Source organism: Sphingomonas degradans (assembly GCF_053502645.1).
Genome location: NZ_CP177172.1, coordinates 794,433 through 811,783, shown reverse-complemented (window position 1 = coordinate 811,783; position 17,351 = coordinate 794,433). Strand labels below are relative to the sequence as shown.

Annotated in this window: 21 protein-coding genes and 1 tRNA gene; 10 read left to right on the top strand and 12 right to left on the bottom strand. The window is 67.7% G+C overall.

The window, feature by feature from the left end; genetic code table 11:
• Nucleotides 1–63: 63 nt before the first annotated feature.
• Nucleotides 64–687, bottom strand: a complete 624-nt coding sequence (locus ACG3SL_RS03795; RefSeq protein ID WP_448663806.1) for a DUF7010 family protein — start codon at nt 685–687, stop codon at nt 64–66.
• Between the two features lie 535 nt (nt 688–1,222).
• Nucleotides 1,223–1,573 carry a hypothetical protein gene (locus ACG3SL_RS03790; RefSeq protein ID WP_448663805.1) on the bottom strand — a complete coding sequence of 117 codons (351 nt, stop codon included), beginning with the start codon at nt 1,571–1,573 and terminating at the stop codon, nt 1,223–1,225.
• Between the two features lie 154 nt (nt 1,574–1,727).
• Here ACG3SL_RS03790 and ACG3SL_RS03785 point away from each other — a divergent pair, with 154 nt between their 5' ends.
• The 4 genes from ACG3SL_RS03785 to ACG3SL_RS03770 all read left to right on the top strand — a co-directional run bounded on the left by ACG3SL_RS03785 (nt 1,728) and on the right by ACG3SL_RS03770 (nt 7,183).
• The gene (locus tag ACG3SL_RS03785; protein ID WP_448663804.1) at nt 1,728–3,518 is read left to right on the top strand and encodes a DEAD/DEAH box helicase; all 1,791 of its coding nucleotides are present in this window, start codon (nt 1,728–1,730) and stop codon (nt 3,516–3,518) included.
• A gap of 8 nt (nt 3,519–3,526) precedes the next feature.
• Nucleotides 3,527–3,976, top strand: coding sequence for a YaiI/YqxD family protein (locus tag ACG3SL_RS03780; protein ID WP_448665060.1), 450 nt, complete (start codon nt 3,527–3,529; stop codon nt 3,974–3,976).
• 78 nt (nt 3,977–4,054) lie between these two features.
• A complete protein-coding gene (locus ACG3SL_RS03775; protein ID WP_448663803.1) occupies nt 4,055–5,761 on the top strand; it encodes a hypothetical protein in 1,707 nt (568 codons plus the stop codon).
• A gap of 78 nt (nt 5,762–5,839) precedes the next feature.
• Nucleotides 5,840–7,183: a M28 family metallopeptidase gene (locus ACG3SL_RS03770; RefSeq protein WP_448663802.1), complete on the top strand. Its 1,344-nt coding sequence runs from the start codon at nt 5,840–5,842 to the stop codon at nt 7,181–7,183.
• Nucleotides 7,184–7,197: 14 nt separating this feature from the next.
• Here ACG3SL_RS03770 and ACG3SL_RS03765 read toward each other — a convergent pair.
• The 5 genes from ACG3SL_RS03765 to ACG3SL_RS03745 form a co-directional block, all read right to left on the bottom strand.
• Nucleotides 7,198–7,274, bottom strand: a tRNA-Arg gene (locus tag ACG3SL_RS03765).
• 33 nt (nt 7,275–7,307) lie between these two features.
• Nucleotides 7,308–7,778: a DUF1178 family protein gene (locus ACG3SL_RS03760; protein ID WP_448663801.1), complete on the bottom strand. Its 471-nt coding sequence runs from the start codon at nt 7,776–7,778 to the stop codon at nt 7,308–7,310.
• A complete protein-coding gene (locus ACG3SL_RS03755) occupies nt 7,775–8,599 on the bottom strand; it encodes a carbon-nitrogen hydrolase family protein (RefSeq protein ID WP_448663800.1) in 825 nt (274 codons plus the stop codon). The genes ACG3SL_RS03760 and ACG3SL_RS03755 overlap by 4 nt, the downstream gene beginning before the upstream one ends.
• Nucleotides 8,596–8,853, bottom strand: a complete 258-nt coding sequence (grxC, locus tag ACG3SL_RS03750) for a glutaredoxin 3 (protein WP_448663799.1) — start codon at nt 8,851–8,853, stop codon at nt 8,596–8,598. The genes ACG3SL_RS03755 and grxC overlap by 4 nt, the downstream gene beginning before the upstream one ends.
• Nucleotides 8,854–8,887: 34 nt before the next feature.
• On the bottom strand, nt 8,888–9,613 hold the full coding sequence (locus tag ACG3SL_RS03745; protein WP_448663798.1) for a ComF family protein: 726 nt from the start codon (nt 9,611–9,613) through the stop codon (nt 8,888–8,890).
• 41 nt (nt 9,614–9,654) lie between these two features.
• On the opposite strand from ACG3SL_RS03745, the gene ACG3SL_RS03740 reads away from it, so the two are divergent.
• A complete protein-coding gene (locus tag ACG3SL_RS03740; protein WP_448663797.1) occupies nt 9,655–10,494 on the top strand; it encodes a class I SAM-dependent methyltransferase in 840 nt (279 codons plus the stop codon).
• Here the strand turns inward: ACG3SL_RS03740 and ACG3SL_RS03735 are convergent.
• The gene (locus ACG3SL_RS03735) at nt 10,491–10,898 is read right to left on the bottom strand and encodes a (deoxy)nucleoside triphosphate pyrophosphohydrolase (RefSeq protein WP_448665059.1); all 408 of its coding nucleotides are present in this window, start codon (nt 10,896–10,898) and stop codon (nt 10,491–10,493) included. The genes ACG3SL_RS03740 and ACG3SL_RS03735 overlap by 4 nt on opposite strands.
• Nucleotides 10,899–10,955: 57 nt before the next feature.
• Between ACG3SL_RS03735 and ACG3SL_RS03730 the strand changes: the two genes are divergently transcribed.
• The 3 genes from ACG3SL_RS03730 to ACG3SL_RS03720 all read left to right on the top strand — a co-directional run bounded on the left by ACG3SL_RS03730 (nt 10,956) and on the right by ACG3SL_RS03720 (nt 11,692).
• Complete coding sequence (locus ACG3SL_RS03730) at nt 10,956–11,141, top strand: Flp family type IVb pilin (protein ID WP_448663796.1); 186 nt, start codon at nt 10,956–10,958, stop codon at nt 11,139–11,141.
• A 119-nt stretch (nt 11,142–11,260) separates the two neighbouring features.
• Nucleotides 11,261–11,428, top strand: a complete 168-nt coding sequence (locus ACG3SL_RS03725) for a Flp family type IVb pilin (protein ID WP_448663795.1) — start codon at nt 11,261–11,263, stop codon at nt 11,426–11,428.
• A gap of 96 nt (nt 11,429–11,524) precedes the next feature.
• The gene (locus ACG3SL_RS03720; protein WP_448663794.1) at nt 11,525–11,692 is read left to right on the top strand and encodes a Flp family type IVb pilin; all 168 of its coding nucleotides are present in this window, start codon (nt 11,525–11,527) and stop codon (nt 11,690–11,692) included.
• A gap of 94 nt (nt 11,693–11,786) precedes the next feature.
• Here the strand turns inward: ACG3SL_RS03720 and ACG3SL_RS03715 are convergent, their stop codons facing one another.
• The 4 genes from ACG3SL_RS03715 to ACG3SL_RS03700 are packed head-to-tail and all read right to left on the bottom strand — an operon-like array spanning nt 11,787 to nt 15,609.
• Nucleotides 11,787–12,734 carry an acetyl-CoA carboxylase carboxyltransferase subunit alpha gene (locus ACG3SL_RS03715; protein WP_448663793.1) on the bottom strand — a complete coding sequence of 316 codons (948 nt, stop codon included), beginning with the start codon at nt 12,732–12,734 and terminating at the stop codon, nt 11,787–11,789.
• Nucleotides 12,735–12,744: 10 nt separating this feature from the next.
• The gene (locus ACG3SL_RS03710) at nt 12,745–13,707 is read right to left on the bottom strand and encodes a tyrosine recombinase (protein WP_448663792.1); all 963 of its coding nucleotides are present in this window, start codon (nt 13,705–13,707) and stop codon (nt 12,745–12,747) included.
• Nucleotides 13,704–15,491, bottom strand: coding sequence for a hypothetical protein (locus tag ACG3SL_RS03705; protein ID WP_448663791.1), 1,788 nt, complete (start codon nt 15,489–15,491; stop codon nt 13,704–13,706). Before ACG3SL_RS03705 ends, ACG3SL_RS03710 begins: the two co-directional genes overlap by 4 nt.
• Nucleotides 15,472–15,609, bottom strand: a complete 138-nt coding sequence (locus ACG3SL_RS03700) for a hypothetical protein (protein ID WP_448663790.1) — start codon at nt 15,607–15,609, stop codon at nt 15,472–15,474. The genes ACG3SL_RS03705 and ACG3SL_RS03700 overlap by 20 nt, the downstream gene beginning before the upstream one ends.
• Nucleotides 15,610–15,679: 70 nt before the next feature.
• Here ACG3SL_RS03700 and ACG3SL_RS03695 point away from each other — a divergent pair, with 70 nt between their 5' ends.
• Together ACG3SL_RS03695 and aroB are read left to right on the top strand one after the other, a co-directional pair.
• Complete coding sequence (locus tag ACG3SL_RS03695; RefSeq protein WP_448663789.1) at nt 15,680–16,219, top strand: shikimate kinase; 540 nt, start codon at nt 15,680–15,682, stop codon at nt 16,217–16,219.
• On the top strand, nt 16,216–17,307 hold the full coding sequence (gene aroB, locus ACG3SL_RS03690; RefSeq protein ID WP_448663788.1) for a 3-dehydroquinate synthase: 1,092 nt from the start codon (nt 16,216–16,218) through the stop codon (nt 17,305–17,307). The genes ACG3SL_RS03695 and aroB overlap by 4 nt, the downstream gene beginning before the upstream one ends.
• Nucleotides 17,308–17,351: the final 44 nt, after the last annotated feature.

The following is a 17,351-nucleotide window of genomic DNA, read 5'->3' as shown; positions in this document are numbered from 1 at the left end:
GACGGGACCGGGACGGGGGCACCTGCGCGGATAGCCAAGACCCGAGCGCATCAGAGTTTTGCATCACGAAATCGCGGAAGACAGGCGGCGGCGGTACGGGCCGCTCACGATATATCCCGTTGTTAGCGCTCGTGTCGCGAGAGCCAGCGACGACGCAGGATTGGAATTACCACGGCCGTTCCAATGTAAAGCGCGGCCACCCAAGCGGGCAAACAAAATGGTCACCCGCCCTTCTGGCATGATAAACCAGATCACGCTTACCGAAAAAACTCGAATAACGGCATGTATACCGAATATTGGGCTACCAAATGCCCAGCTCATAACGTAAAAATCTAGGCAATATACGATCGACATTACTAGCAGTAATGATTCGGGAAACGTGATCGCACAACCTATTACGATCGGGAGCATCATCGCAATTATGCTCATATGGGTATAGCCCACCAGTTCACCCAGCGCATTACCCTTGGTGAACGGATCAGCACCGACCAGACGGGAAACGACCACAGCAACTGGTAAAATAAGAAATGTGCCAACAATCCAGAGGATATGGGCTTGGCCCAACTCGACCGTGATGCCGATCACAGTGGCGGCTGTCCAGAAGATTGCGCCAGCGACAAAAAAGCCAATGTTCCACTGGCCACGCTTGGCGGCGTCAATCCGCAATTTCTCCAGGCTGTCTGTCATCAACCTGCCCCCCCTAACGCCCCTTGCGTAGCTACACTTCCGCTTCAAATGCTGCAATCGTCAGGCGACACCAACCGTTATTGGGCCGGCTCCTAACGGCAAGATTGCACCTCTGTTTGATGCGAAAATTGTGCATTTTGCATCATGAACGCGGAGAACGATCGATGGCGTTTGCACACAAAACGCACAAAACATCCTCATGACTTTGCTGTCGGCACATGTTTAAGGGAGCAGAGTGACCGGAAGACGCATCCTCGCCCTAACAGCCTATGTTGCTTTTACGGCTGCGTGCGTGGCGCTGCTCGGCCTTCTCTGGGTATCCGTGAATCTTCTCAGTTTTCCATGTGATAGCCCCGAAGACCCGAGGCCCTGTGCCGAAGTCGCGCCTTGTTTTTTTGCCACGCGCGGCCTCGTTCCAATTGGTGCAATCTGGACCATAGCGACGTGGGCAACATTCCGACGCCGCAGTTAAGCGGTAGGTCGCCCGCCCAATTCGCCCCGAGCCGAAGGGCGCTTCTGCATCAAACGCCCTCCCCTACCGTTTCGGCGCCCCTCGCTTCACGACCACTGCCGCGCGCAGCATTTCCGCATACCCCTCCAGCGCGGTGGCTTCGGCGTCGGTCAGGCCGTTGCTCGCATAGCGTTCGGACAGCGCACCGATGCGAGCAGCTTCGCGGCGCAGGCCTCGGGCCTCGCGCCGGGTCAGTTGCCCGCTGTCGCGGCCGTTGCGAATATCGGCGCGGGTATTGCGCAATTGGCGGCCGATGTCGGGTTCTCGCGGCGCCACCAGGGTGCCGCCGGACGGCATGCTGATTCGGCCCACGATCTGGGCCGATGCGGGCAGCGCAGTGAACAGGGCAAGGGCGGCGGCAATCGACAGGACCATACGCATCGGCGAAGTCTCCCGGACGTGTCGGCGCGCAGGCTATCATTCGCCTCGCCCCCGCGCCACCCCGCGCCCCGCCAGTTTCGCTGGCAACACCCGTCTTAACCGCGAATTCACTTGCTCTATTGCGTTCGCGCGCCCATCTGCGCGTTTCATGCCATTTTCATCACTCCCCGCGCTTCTTTCCGAAGCGCTCGCCGCGCGTGGCTATGCCGCGCCCACGCCCGTCCAGGCCGCCGTTCTCGAACCGGAAGCCGCGGGGCGCGACCTTGTCGTCTCGGCACAGACCGGCTCGGGCAAGACCGTCGCCTTCGGCCTCGCCATGGCTAACGACCTGCTGGGCGAGGATGGCCGCGCCATCCCCACCCGCGCGCCGCACGCGCTCATCATCGCCCCGACGCGCGAACTCGCGTTGCAGGTCAGCCGCGAGCTGATCTGGCTCTATGGCCCCACCGGCGCGCGCATCGCGACCTGCGTGGGCGGCATGGATGCGTCCAAGGAGCGCCGCCAACTCGGCTTCGGCGCGAACATCGTCGTCGGCACGCCGGGCCGCCTGCGCGACCATCTGGAACGCGGCGCGCTCGACCTGTCGGCGCTCAAGGCCGCCGTGCTCGACGAAGCCGACGAGATGCTCGACATGGGCTTCCGCGAGGACTTGGAAGAAATCCTCGACGCGACGCCGGGCGAACGCCGCACGCTGCTGTTCTCGGCGACGATGCCCAAGCCGATCGTGATGCTCGCCAAGCGCTACCAGAAGGATGCGCTGCGCATCTCGACCGTGGGCGAGGATCGCGGGCATGGCGACATCAGCTACCAGGCCGTCACGGTCAGCCCGTCGGACATCGAGCATGCGGTCATCAACCTGCTGCGCTTCCACGAAGCGGAGACGGCGATCCTGTTCTGCGCGACGCGCGACAATGTCCGCCATCTGCACGCGACGCTGGTCGAGCGCGGCTTCTCCACCGTCGCGCTGTCGGGCGAGCATAGCCAGAACGAGCGCAACCAGGCGCTCCAGGCGCTGCGCGACCGCCGCGCGCGCGTCTGCGTGGCGACCGACGTCGCCGCGCGCGGGATCGATCTGCCCACGCTCACGCTGGTCGTCCATGTCGAGCTGCCGCGCGATGCGGAAACGCTCCAGCATCGTTCGGGCCGCACCGGGCGCGCGGGCAAGAAGGGCACTGCTGTCCTGATCGTCCCCTATCCGCGCCGTCGCCGGGTGGAATCGATGCTCAAGGGCGCCCGGATCAACGCCGAATGGGTCGAAGTGCCGAGCGCCGAGGCGATCCGCGCGAACGATCGCGAACGCCTGCTCGCCGCGCTGCTCGCGCCGGTAGAAGTGGACGAAGAGGATATCGCGCTGGCCGAGCGCCTGCTGGCCGAGAAGTCGCCGCAGGAAATCGCCGCCGCGCTGGTCCATGCCCACCGCGCCGCGATGCCGCAGCCCGAGGACATGATCGAGCAGACGCCCGAGGCGCGCCGCGCCGCTCAGCAGGAGCGCCATCGCCCCGGCTTCGAGGATGTCGTGTGGTTCCGCATGGATATCGGCCGTCGCCAGAATGCCGATCCGCGCTGGGTGCTGCCGCTGATCTGCCGTCGTGGTGCGATCACCAAGAACGAGATCGGCGCGATCCGCATCGGCCCGAACGAGACGATGTTCCAGGTGCCCCGCGCCGTCGCGACCAAGTTCGCCGCATCGGTCGCGCGCACGGCCGAGGCGGACGAGGACGTCCGGATCGAGGCATCGCCCGACGGTCCGCCGCAGCATGACGGTCCGCGTGGCGGCCATGACGGCCCGCGTCCCCAGCGTAGCGGCCCGCCGCGCTCGACGCTGCACCGGGCCGGGCCGGGCGGCCCGGGTCGTGGCGGTCCGGGCGGCGGCGCCCCCTACCGCGCCGGCGGCGCGCACAAGCCCAAGCCGTTCCGCAAGGGGCCGCCGCGCGGGTGAGCGGGGGCCTGCGCATCCTCGTCGATGCCGATGCGTGCCCGGTGAAGGAAGAGATCTACAAGGTCGCCTTTCGTCACGAAGTCCCGGTTACGATCGTCAGCAATGCCTGGCTGCGCATTCCCCAGCACCCGTTGCTCAGCCGCGAAGTGGTGAGCGACGGGTTCGATGCGGCGGATGACTGGATCGCCGAGCGGGCCGATGCCCGGTCCGTGGTCGTCACCGCCGACATATTGCTGGCCGACCGCGCACTGAAAGCCGGCGCGCGCGTTGTTTCCCCCACGGGCAAGCCGTTCACCGCAAGTTCCATTGGCGCCGCAATCGCGACGCGCGCGATCATGGCCGATCTGCGCGCAGGCGGCGAGCAACTGGGCGGGCCGGCGCCGTTCGCCAAGACCGATCGCTCGCGATTCCTGTCGGCGCTCGACCTCGCGATCGTCACGCTGAAACGGGCGGGTTAGCGCCACCCCTCGCCTTTGCCCGCTTGCCGGGAACGCGTGCGCCGCCTAGCGCTGGCGTGGAACCGGGTTGGGGGAAAGATGGCAAGGCTGGCTGGGGCAACGCCCCATCGCGATCGCGTCGCCGGCGGCTGGCGCTTTCCCGCGTGGCTGGCGCTGGCCGGCTATCTCCTGTCGATAGGCATCGTATTTCGCCAGGTGATCGCCAGCGGATTCGACCTGGGCTTTGGCGACCGTATCGACGTTCCGATCGAAATCAGCATCCTGGAACATTGGCGCGCCACGCTGATGGGCTCGGCGACCTGGAACCTGCCGCTTTATTTCCATCCCTACACCGACACCCTAGGCTATAATGACGGCTATCTGCTCTCGGGGCTGCTCTATTCGGGCTGGCGGCTGGGGTTCGGTCCGTTCCTCAGCGCCACGCTGACGGCGTTCACCTTCAAGACGATCGACTATGCGGCCACGCTGTGGCTGGTGCGCGGGGTGCTGCGGTGGGAATGGGGCGTGGCGGTGCTGATCGCGACGCTCGCGACGATTTCGAACAACATGGTCGCCCAGTCGGGCCATGCGCAGATCAACAGCCTGGCGCTGCTTCCGGTGCTGGCATCGCTGGCAGTGCTGGCGGTGCGCGCGGAAATCGCCGGCGCGCGCCTGCGGGCGGCAACGCTGGCGGTGCTGGCCGCGCTGCTGCTCGGGCTGTGGCTCGTCACGGCTTTCTACTTCGCGTGGTTCAGCCTCTATTTTGCGCTGGTACTCGGCGCATCTTGGCTGTGGCTGACCGAGCGCTGGCGACCGGCGGCGCTGGCGGCATTACTGCGGACGCATTTCCAGACGGCGGCGGTGTTCATCGGCACCTTCGCGGTCGCGGCGATCCCGTTCCTGCTCGTCTATGTGCCCAAGCGGCTCGAGACCGGGGGGCATGGCTATATGATCTCGTACCTCGTCCAGCCGACCGATCTGGTGAATGTCGGCGAAGACAATCTGGTCTGGGGCTGGCTGGTGCGCGCCTTCGCGGCGGTGGTGCATCTGGTTGCCGAGCCGGGCAGCCGCCTGGAGCGTTCGCTGCTGGGGGGCGAGCATGAATCGGGCTATCCGGTGCTGCTGTTCGTGCTGGTCGGCACGGCCGCCTATGCGCTGTTGCGCAGGCGCGGGGACGCCAGCTTTGCCCGCGTCTTTGCGCTGGCGGTCGTGGTCAGCTGGGCGTTGACGCTGCGCATCTGGCAGGTCTCGCCCTGGATCGTCGTCCACTATCTGGTCCCGGCGGCAAGCGGGCTGCGCGTCGTGCTGCGCTATCAGTTGTTCGTCGTGCTGCCGGTGCTGCTGCTGGTCGGCACCGTCTATCGCGCGCGCTTCGCGATGCTGTGGCGGCAGCGTCCGTGGCTGGCGGCACTGCTCGTCGCGTTCCTGATCGCGGAGCAGGTCAATCTGAAGGACGCGGCGCGACTCAGCCGATCCGAAGAGCGCGCCGCCTATGACGCGATCCCCGCCCCGCCGGCGGGCTGCGCGGTATTCTATGTCGTCGCCGGGCACCTATCCCAGCGCCCCTACCCGATCGCGTTCATGGACGATCTGTACCCGCACAATGTCGACGCGATGTTCCTGGCCGCGCGCTGGCGCATCCCAACGATCAACGGCTATTCGACCTTCAATCCCCCCGACTGGAACTTCGCGCACGCCGAGGCGCCCGATTACGATGCGCGGGTGCAGGCCTATGCCCGCGCGCACGGCCTGCGCGGGCTGTGCCGGCTCGACGTGCGCGATGCCGTGCCGTGGCGCCGCGTGTGAGCGTAGCAACACACCGCTAGCCCTGTGTCCGCGTAGCCGCTAGGTCTGGGGCACAGGTAACAGGGGCAACACGTCATCATGCGCGCATCCAGCTTTGCAATCGCCGCTTTTCTCGCAACCGCGTCGCTCTCCACCCCCGCCGCCGCGCAGACGGTCAGCGAGGCTTCGGTGCGCGGGCATGTGTCGTATCTCGCCGGCGATGCGCTGCGCGGGCGCGGGAGCGCGACCAAGGATGAGGCGGCGGCCGCCGCCTATGTCGCCGCAGTGTTCCGGGGCTATGGCCTCCAGACCGCGCCGGGGATGACCGGCTATACCCAGACCGCCGAGATCGTCAGCTACCGGCTCGACGGCGCGCCAGTGCTCACCGCCAACGGCACGGCGATCGCCGCCCCGCTGCTGTTCGCATCCTCGGGACAGCCGGTACGCGGCACGCTCAGCCTGTTCGCGGGCACCGATCCGAAGGCGGCACCCGCCAGCGACGTCGTGATCGTGACGGCGCCCGGCGATCCGCTGCGCCTCGCCGGATCGTTCGACCCGGCCAAGGTCAAGCTGGTCGTCATCCGCGCGACCGACGAAGTCCGCAGCTATTACGACCGGATCGGCGGCAAGCCGCGCCTGCCCACCTATCTGAAGGGGCAGGCCCCCCGCCCCCGGCCCACGGTGGTCGCGCTGCCCGACGCAGCGTTCGACGCGCTGGCTGCGCAGCCGGGCGCCGCGATTGCGCTCGACCTGCCGGGGCTGGTGGAAGAGACGCGGACCACGACCAACGCCATCGGCTATCTGCCGGGCACCGATCCCAAGGCGGGGGTGCTGCTGCTGAGCGCGCATCTCGATCACCTGGGCGAGCGACCCGACGGCAAGATGATGTACGGCGCCAATGACGATGCATCGGGCACGACGGCGGTGCTGGAGCTGGCACAGGCGCTGGCCGGCAAGAAGCATCGTCGGGGATTGCTGTTCGTCGCCTATGGCAGCGAAGAGATCGGCGGCTTTGGATCGCGCCATTTCGCCGCCAACCCGCCGGTGCCGCTGACCGACATCGTCGCCAATATCGAATTCGAAATGATCGGCGCGCAGGACCCCAAGCTGCCCAAGGGCGACATGATGATGACCGGCTATGAACGGTCGAACCTGGGCGCCGCGCTCAAGGACCATGGCGGGCTGATCGCCGCCGATCCCTATCCCGAGCAGAACTTCTTCCAGCGCTCGGACAATTACAGCCTCGCACTGAAGGGCATCGTCGCGCACACGATTTCGGGCTGGGCTGTCGTCCCGACCTATCACACGCCCGAAGACACGGTGGCGAACCTCGACATTCCATTCATGGCCCGCGCGATCCAGTCGCTGATCGCGCCGGTGCGGTGGATGGCGGACAGCGCATTCAAGCCCGAATGGGCGCCGAACGGGCGGCCGAGCGAGTGAGGCTGGCGGGAGAGTGGTGACCCGGAGAGGATTCGAACCTCCGACCTCTCGATTAGGAATCGCTTGCTCTATCCTGCTGAGCTACCGGGCCACGCGCCGCTGGTACTCACACGCGGCGGTCAAATCAATTGCACGTCTCGGGCGGGACGATCGGCACGAGCAGCGGGGCGACGGCGATGCCGTCGTCGAGCAGGTCCTGCGCCTGTTCGGGCGTCGCCTGGCCGTGGATCTGCGCCGGGGGCTCGTCGCCCAGATGCATCGAGCGCGCCTTCTCCGCAAAGGCGGTGCCCACCCATTGCGAATGCTGGAGCGCGCTCGCCTGAAGCCGCGCGAGCTCTGCCATCGCCGCCTTTACCACTTCTGTGGAAAGCGCGGGTGTGGCAGTGCCGGGCTCGGTGCGCGTAGCGGCGGCGACCACGCGCTGGTTGCCCTTGGCGCCGACATTGGGCGCCATCACCGCCTTCATAACCTTGCCGTCGCCGCATAACGGGCAACCGACCAGACCGCGCTCGCGCTGCTCCTCATAAGCGGCGCTGGAGCCGAACCATGCCTCGAACACATGGCCCGCGCTGCATTTGAGATCAAAGACGATCATAGCGCCTCCACCGGCGGAATGGCGCGGCGATGCTGGAGCACGGGAACGCGGGCCCGCGCGGCCTCGACCCGTGCCATGTCGATCTCGGCGAACCCGATCCCGGCGGGCTCACCCATGTCGAGCAATACTTCGCCCCAGGGATCGACCACCAGCGAATGCCCATAGGTCGCGCGGCCATCGGCATGCTCGCCGGTCTGCGCCGCCGAAATGACGAACGCTGCCGCCTCGATCGCGCGGGCACGCTGGAGGACGTGCCAATGCGCCGCGCCGGTGGGCCGGGTGAAGGCGGCGGGCATCGCCAGGATCGTCGCCCCCGCATCGCTCAGGCTGCGGAACAGATCGGGGAAGCGCAGGTCGTAACAGATGGCAGGCCCGAGCACGCCCAGCGGGGTTCGCACCGTCACCGCCCGCTCGCCCCGCGTATAGCTGTTCGATTCGCGCCAGCTTTCGCCGTTGGGCAGATCGACGTCGAACAGGTGCATCTTGTCATAGCGCGCGCGGATTTCACCCGTGCCGTCGATCACATAGCCGCGATTGGCGAGCTTGCCATCGTCGCGCAGCACCGCGAGACTGCCCAGATGCACCCAGATGCCGTGCCGCACGGCCGCGTCGCGCACCGCTGCAAGCACGCGATCCTGATCCTCGGTGGCGACAGACGCCGCTGCCCGCGCGCGGTTGCTGTCCACCAGCCCCGACATTTCTGGGGTGAACAGCATCGCTGCCCCGCCGGCGGCGGCATCCGCCACGCCCTGCACCAGCGTAGCGGCGTTCGCGGCGGGGTTGATCCCGCTGGTCATCTGAAGCAGCGCGGCGCGACTCATGCGGCGAGCAACGGGTCCAGCCCACCCTCGCGGTCGAGCGCGGCGAGATCGTCCGAACCGCCGATATGGCGATCGTCGATAAAGACCTGCGGCACCGTGGTGCGGCCGTTGGCCCGCTGGATCATTTCCGGCCGCCTGGGTCCGCCCATCGTGATGTCGATTTCCTCGTACGTCGCGCCCTTGGAATCGAGCAGCGCCTTCGCCCGCGAGCAATAGGGGCAGAATGCCTTGGTGTAGATTTCAACTTTAGCCATGATGTTTCCGAATTGTGTCGATACGCTCCGGTTGTCAATCGGAGTCCTCGCTCCGGATAACGCGCGCCCAGCAAAGAAGGATCACTTTATTTGCGCCGCCACGCTTGAGTTCACGCGCGCAGGCGCTGGCGGTGGCCCCGCTGGTAAAGACATCATCGACGAGAACCACGATTTTTCCTTCCAAGGTCGGCACGCCCGGCGCGAGTGCAAAGGCACCCGCCACCGCGCGCGCCCGACCGCGCCCGCCCAGCCCGCGCAACACCGGCGTGGCCCGCACGCGCCGCAACACCCCGGTGTCCATCGGCAGCCCCTGCGACCGGGACAGCGCCCGCCCGATCAGCGCCGCCTGGTTGAATCCGCGCGCCCATATGCGCCAGCGGTGGAGCGGCACCGGGACCAGCAGGTCGGCATCCGGTGGCACCAACCGTGCCATCGCCCGCGCCATCGTTTCCGCGCATGCCAGCCGGCCGCCATATTTAAGCTTCAGCGCAACGCCGCGCGCGACGTCGCCATAGGCTACGGCGGCGCGGACGCCGTCATGTGCCGGCGCATCGGCGATGCAGCGGTCACAAAGCGCGCCGCCGCGATCATACTCGAACGGCAGATGGCACCTCGCGCACCAGGGCGGCCCCAGAAAGGTCAGGCTGCCCCAGCAATCGGCGCAAAACTGGTGATCGGCGGCCGTTACGGCGCCGCACCCCGGGCAGCGCGGCGGCAGCGCGAGGGCAGCGATGCGGGCAAGAAGAGCAGGAAGCGCCACAGCACCTTGTCGCGGCCGCCGCGCCGCTGCACAAGCCGCGCGTGTCCGACTCTGAAATCTTCGTCCGCGCGCTGCGTCGCCGCCGCCGCGACCGTGCCGAACCCGCCTATCGCGCCCATGGCTTCCTGCGCGACCACATGGTTGAAGGCCTGCTCGAACGCCTGGATGGCGTGAAGCGCAGCTTTGCCGAAATCCTCGATCTGGGCAGCTTCGGCGGCGAGTTCGACGTGAATGGCGCCCGAATCGCGCGCGTCGATTCGGGTTTCGCCTTTGCGCATGCCGCCGGCGGGGTGCAGGCCGACGAGGACCGACTGCCCTTTGCCGATGCGTCGTTCGATCTGGTGATTTCCGCCGGCGTGCTCGATTCGGTCAACGACGTGCCGGGGGCACTGGCGCTCGCACGGCGCGTGCTGCGTCCCGACGGACTGTTCCTGGGGGCGTTTCTGGGCGCGGGCTCGCTCGCCACGCTAAAGGCCTCGTTCCTCGCCGCCGAGCCCGATCGCCCCGCCGCGCGCTTTCATCCGCAGATCGACGTACGTTCGGCGGGCGACCTGCTCAGCCGCGCCGGGTTCGCGCTGCCGGTCGCCGATGTGGAGACCCTGAACGTGCGCTACGGCTCGATCGGCGGGCTGCTCGACGATGTGCGCGGGATGGCGGGCGCCAATCTGTTGCCCGGCGCATCGCCGCTGACGCGCGAGACGCTGATGCGCGCCGCCGCCGCCTTTGCCGATCGCGCCGACCCGGATGGCCGCACGCCGGAGCGGTTCGAAATCGTGTATCTGACTGGCTGGGCCCCCGATGCGTCCCAGCCCAAGCCCGCGCGGCGCGGCAGCGCGACGACCTCATTGGCCGCCGCCCTGAAGGCCAAGCCGCTCGATTAAAGCAGCTTCTCGATCAGCGCGATCAGGGGGAGATCGGCGGGCGGCATCGGCAGCGCGTACATGTCGGCAGGCCGCACCCAATCCAGCGCCGTCGCGTGACGCGCCTCGGGCACGCCCTCCCATGTCCGAAGCGTGTAGAGCAGCAACAGCAAGTGCCGGTCGCCCAGCGATTCGCTGGCAAAGGCTGCCGGGGCCAGCGCGCCTGGCGACAGAGTAATCCCCAATTCCTCATGCAGCTCGCGCGCCAATGCGGCCTCGGGCAGTTCGCCGGGTTCCACCTTGCCGCCGGGAAATTCCCACAGACCCGCCATCGGCTTGCCGGGCGGGCGCCGCTGCAGCAGCACGCGCCCCTCGCCATCGACCAGCGCCGCAGCGACCACCAACAGCAATTTGACGTCGCTAATCACTTTGTAACTCCAATCCCCTATAATCAACGAACCTGTGGGAGAGATTGAGCGCCAATGCGAGCCATTGTCTGTTTTGCGCGCAAGCTTTCCCTCGATCGAAGGGCCGCCACGGCTGTGGAATATGGCTTCATCCTCGCGTTGATCGTGCTGGCGATCATCGGAAGCCTGCAGGTGCTGAGTTCGGTCACCACCAGCATGTGGAACAATGTGAGCGATCAGGTGCAGGGCGCCGGACGCTGACCGGCAAAAGTTCCCCTTCTTAGCCGTTTCTTTACCCGACTTGCCTAGCTTGCACGTGCCGTACCGGTGTTCCCGGGCCGGCCGGGTGAACGAAGCATCATTGAACGACGGAGACCGGTATGAAGAAGATTCGCAATTTCCTCAAGAATTCCAAGGGCGCCACTGCAATCGAGTACGGCCTGATCGCCGCGCTGATCGCCGTCGCCGCAATCGCCGCGATGCAGGGCCTGGGCAACCAGCTCAAGACCACGTTCGGCAACGTTTCGAGCAGCATGAAGAACTCGTAACGACGATTCTGGCGGCGGGACTTCGGTCCCGCCGCTTTATCCCAGTTTACCGGAAGCGTGGACAGCGCGGGACCGGACCATATGTGGAGACTCGAAATGCAGAAGTTTCGTACCTTCCTCAAGAATTCCAAGGGCGCCACCGCAATCGAGTACGGCTTGATCGCAGCGCTGATCGCCGTCGCCGCAATCGCCGCGATGCAGGGCCTGGGCAACCAGCTCTCGACCACGTTCGGCAATGTTTCGAGCAGCATGAAGAACTCGTAATCTTCAAGGCAGCCTAACGAAAAAGGGCGGCGGAACCTGGTTCCGCCGCCCTTTTTGTATCCGGGTCGTTGCCCGCGCTCGCGGGCCGAGGCCCTTAAATCCGTCCCATCGCCAGGAACTTGGCGCGCCGCGACTGGCGCAGTGCCTGGGGCGAGAGCGGGATCAGCTCTTTCAGCCCCGCCTCGATCGCGTCGCCCAGCGCCTGGATCGCCGCCTGCGGATCGCGATGCGCGCCCCCCGTCGGCTCGGGCACGATTCCGTCGATCACGCCCAGTTCCTTCAGGTGCTGCGCCGTGACCTTCATCGCCTCTGCCGCGTCGGGCGCCTTGTCGGCGGTGCGCCACAGGATCGATGCACACCCTTCGGGCGAGATCACCGAATAGACCGCGTGCTCCATCATCAGCACCTTGTTGCCCGCCGCCAGCGCGACCGCGCCACCCGAGCCGCCTTCGCCAAGGACGGACGCGATCAGCGGCACGCCCAGGTTCAGGCACTGTTCGGTCGAGCGGGCGATAGCCTCGGCCTGGCCGCGTTCCTCGGCCTGCACGCCCGGAAACGCGCCCGACGTATCGACCAGCGTGAGGACGGGAATGCCGAACCGGTCGGCGAGCTGCATCAGGCGAATCGCCTTGCGATACCCTTCGGGCTTGCCCATCCCGAAATTGTGCTTGAGCCGGCTGGCGGTGTCGTCGCCCTTTTCATGGCCGATCACCATGACGCGGCGGCCCCGGAAACGCCCCAGCCCGCCGATGATCGCATTGTCGTCGGCAAAGGCGCGGTCGCCGCCCAGCGGCATGAACTCGTCGATCAGCCCGGCGACATAGTGTTTGAAGTGCGGACGCTCCGGGTGGCGGGCCACCTGGGTCTTCTGCCACGGAGTCAGCCGGGCATAGGTGTCCTGCAACAGCCGGTCGGATTTCGCCTGGAGCGGGCCGATTTCGGCGGCGATGTCCACGTCGCCGCCGGCGGCGGTGGTGCGGAGTTCGTCGATCCGGCTCTGCAGCTCGGCGATCGGTTTCTCGAAGTCGAGGAAAGTTGCCATCGCGCGGCGGTTAAGCCTCGTCGGGGTTCGCGTCAATTCGTCGCGCATCGGCGCCACGCGCGGCTGTGCCGGAAAGAGCCTCGGCCAGCGGGTGCCGGGCGTTGACCAGCTCTACCAGCCGCCGGCTGTCGACATGGGTATAGATTTCGGTGGTGGCGATATCGGCATGGCCCAGCATCGCCTGGAGCGCGCGCAGATCGGCTCCGCCCTCCAGCAGATGCGTGGCAAACGCATGGCGCAGGACGTGGGGGCTGATGCGATCGGGGGGAATGCCCGCCTCCGCCGCCAGCGCGCGAACGATCTGGTACAGCCGCACCCGCGTCAGATGCCCCTTGCCCGACGGGAACAGCCAGGGCCGGTCGCTCGCGACATGCGCGCGCCACGCCGCCACCGCCGCCCGCGCGCGATCGGAGATCGGCACCAGCCGCTCGCGCCCGCCCTTGCCCTTCAGGATCAGATAGGGGCGATCGGGCGCCACCGCGTTGCGCGGCAGGCTCACCAGCTCGGTCGCGCGCAGACCTGAGCCATAGAGAAGCTCGATCAGGGCCGCGAGCCGCAGGTCGAGCGGGTCGGCGGGCACGCGCGCCTGCCGCGCGGCAATCGCGGCGAACAGCGCATCGACGTCCGCGGTGCTGAGCACCTTGGGCAAGGGCCGCGTCGCCCCCGGACGGGGCAGCGCCGCACCCGGATCGTCGGCACGAAACCCTTCCTCCGCCAGAAACGCGAAGAAACGGCGTAGCGCCGCCGATTTGCGCGCCACCGTGGCGCGGGCCAGCGGCTCCCATGCGGCACCCAGCTGCTCGATCGCCGGCCGGTCCGCCTGCCCCAGCCGCCCGCCGAGCAGGTCGGATGCCATGCGCAGATCGGTGGCATAGGCGGCCAGCGTGTTCTGCGCCGCCCCCGCCTCTGCGCGCAGCATTTCCAGGAAACGCTCGATCAGCGCGCGGTCGTCGCCGGGCGGGGCGCCGTTCAAGCGCGGGTTATCGCCTCGACGGCGATCATCCGCGCGTAATTGACCATCCCTGTGGCGCGCATCGCCGCGACGATGTGGAACAGCGCTTCGGGCGTGATCGCAGCCCAGCTGCGCGATTGCAGCCCGACTCCGGCCAGCAGCGCCACAGTGGAGGCGTCGCCCCGCGCGGCCGCGGCGTCGATTGCCTGGGTCCAGGCATTGCTGGCGCCGATCCGCACGTCCACCGCTGCTGCGGCACGTTCCGCACCGCTGGCGTCCAGCCGCCCCAGCCCCGCCAGCCCGGCCAGCAGCAGCTGCGCCTTCCGCGGGCTGGCCGCATCGCGATAGGTGTCGAAATCGCCATAGACTATTCGCGATTCGGCGGGGTCGGCGAGTGCGAGCAGCGCCCAGCCCTCGCTGCCGCGCGGCACCACGTTGCGCCATTCCATCGCCGGGGCCTCCAGCCCTGCCGACAGCATCGACGCGATCAGCCGCTCGGGCGCCCCCACCTCCTTGCTCGCCGGCACCCAGGACGCGGCCCGCGCCGTCAGGATCAGGCGGGCATAGCGGCTGCGCGGGGTCTGCGGTTCGTCCCACAGCGTCTGGAACGCCTTCATCCGCGCGCCGATGTCGCTGTCGGTATAGGCGATGCGCAGGTCGCGGGCCGCCGCCGAACCCGGGCTGCCTGGATCGCCAGCCTGCTCGATCTCGCCATACAGGTCGACCAGCGCCGCGCTGGAAAACACGCCTGCACTCGCCGCCAGTTCTGCCGAGGCCAGCCGCGCGGCGGGATCGATATTGGCCGCCAGCGCCTGCCAATAGCGGACCTGCGGCCCCGCCGTCGCATACAGGTCCGCCGGCACTTCGGCCCCGGTCGCAGTCGCCAGACCCCAGCGCCAGGCGCTGAGCTGGTTGACCGCATTCCATTCGACCGTGACCGCGCGGCGGCCCTGCGCGCCGGTGCCCAGCACCTTTTCCGCCAGCAGATTGTCGATGTCCGACGCGCTGGTGCCGCGCCGGGCCTGCTCGAACAGCCGCCCGGCCTCGTTCGGCTTGCCCGCCAGCCCCGCGCACATCGCCTGCGCCAGCGCCCAGCCGCGATCGCCGATCGCCTGCGCCGCATTTCCTGCGACCGGGCACATGCCGGCAGGATCGCCATTGGCGAGCGCACTCTGCATCGCGACCTGGTACAGCCAGGGGGTATAGTTGTCGGTGTCCACGTCGCTGATGACTGCACGCGCGGCCACCGCCTCGCCCATGCGCAGCAACAGCCAGGCGCGCTCGGCGGCGAAATCGGCGCCGTTGACATGGCGCGGCGTATTGGCCGGCGACATCAGCGCACGGCGCAGCGCGATCGACGCCCAGCGCGACGCGACCGGCGCGCCCATCCGCCGCATCAGCGTGGTCAGATAGCGCCCGTCGGTGGCGCCGAACCCGTTGGCCGGGAATGGCGTGTTGCCCCCCGCGAGCACGCCGACGCGCGCCAGCGAATGGCGGGCAAAGGCCGGCAGTTCATATTTCGTCAGGTCGACCGGCGCCGCCAGTTCCTCCGCCGCCGATACGTTGCCGAGCGAATCATCCGCCGCCGCCAGGTCGTTGCCCGGCAAGACGGGCGCCGGATCGACCACGCGGGGCGCCTCCGCCGCGCGGGTCGGGGCGGGTGCAGGCGCCGGCGCGGGATCGTCGAAGCCGGGCGGCAGAAGCGATTCGGGCTTGTCCTGCTGTCCCAGTGCCGGGACCGCCACGCCGGCGAGCAACAGCCCCGCCAGCGCGACCCGCGCGCCTTTAGTTGGCAAGGTTATCAAGCGGCACTGCCTTTTCCATGCGCACCGGCTCCTTCTCGGTGCTGCGGCTGCCAAGGAAGACGAGTCCCCCGATCAGCAGGACGACGACGACGATCAGTGCGATAAGCGAACGAGGCATTTACGGGTCCGTCTGAAATGTAGCGCGCGCCTTTTGCCCGACAGGCGCCCTCGCTGTATAGCCCCCAACGATGTTGCAGACCCCACCCACCGAGCATGCCTGGAACGGAAAGCCGATTGTGCTCGTCGGACTGATGGGCGCGGGCAAGACCACGGTGGGGCGGCGGCTGGCCCAGCGCATTCGCCTGCCCTTTGTTGACGCCGATCATGAGATCGAGGCGGCGGCGGGCATGACCGTGTCCGACATCTTCGAGCGATTCGGCGAAGCGCATTTCCGCGACGGCGAACGGCGCGTTATCGCCCGGCTGATCGACGGCACGCCCAAGGTGATCGCCACCGGCGGCGGCGCTTTCGTCCAGGATGAGACCCGCGCGCTGATCCTGCGCGATTCGATCGCGGTGTGGCTAGATGCCGAACCGGCCGTGCTGGCCGACCGCGTTCGCCGCCGCGACACCCGCCCGTTGCTGCGCGGGCGCGACCCCGAAGTGATCCTGCGCGAACTGGCCGAGGTGCGAAATCCATTCTACGCCCTTGCGCCGATCCGGGTGGCCAGCGTAGCCGCCCCCCACGACGCTACCGTCGATGAAATCCTGAAGGCGCTTCCCCTGTGACCATCGTTCCCGTCGCGCTTGGCGACCGCAGCTATGACGTGCGTATCGAGGCCGGGCTGCTCGCGCGTGCCGGCGCCCATCTGGACCCATTGGGCAAGGGGCGCCCGCTCCATATCGTCACCGACGAAAATCTGCGCCCGCACCTCGCCACGCTCCAGGCCGCGCTCGCGCATCCCGGCGAGGCGATCGTGCTGCCGGCAGGCGAATCGACCAAGAGCTGGCGCCAGCTGGAGGCGCTGACCGACCGGCTGCTCGACCTGGGCGTCGAGCGTGGCGACCATGTCATCGCGCTGGGCGGCGGCGTGATCGGCGACCTGGTCGGCTTTGCCACGGCGATCCTCAAGCGCGGCTGCAACTTCGTACAGATTCCCACGACGCTGCTGGCGCAAGTGGACAGCTCGGTCGGCGGCAAGACCGCGATCAACAGCGCGGCGGGCAAGAATCTGGTCGGCGCGTTCCACCAGCCCGCGTTGGTGCTCATCGACCCGCAGGTGCTGGACACGCTGCCCCCGCGCGACCTGCGCGCCGGCTATGCCGAAGTCGTCAAATACGGGCTGATCGACGATTTCGCCTTCTTCGAGTGGTGCGAAGCCAACGCGCCTGCGCTGATGGCGGGCGATCCGCAGGCCCGCGAAACCGCCATCGCGCATTCGGTGGGCGCCAAGGCGCGCATCGTCGCCGAGGACGAGCGCGAGACGACGGGCAAGCGCGCGCTGCTCAACCTGGGCCACACCTTCGGCCATGCGCTGGAGGCCGAGGCCGGCTTTTCCGACCGGCTGCTCCACGGAGAAGGCGTGGCGGCGGGGATGGCGCTGGCGTTCGCCTATTCGGCGCGGCGGGGACTGTGTTCGGGCCAAGAGGCCGCGCGCGTCGCGGCGCATCTGCGCGCCATCGGGCTGCCCGACGGGCTGAAGGCGGCGGGCATCGCCGCGTCGGGCAAGGTGCTGGTCGAGCATATGCTCCACGACAAGAAGATGGCGGCGGGCACCCTGCCCTTCCTGCTCGCGCGCGGCATCGGCCAGACCTTCGTGGACAAGACAGTCGACCTTGCCGATGTGGCAGCGTTTCTGGACGAACAGGAGCGCTGAGGAGCGCCCGCTCAGTTGCCGTTCAGCCCGGATACGCATAGCAC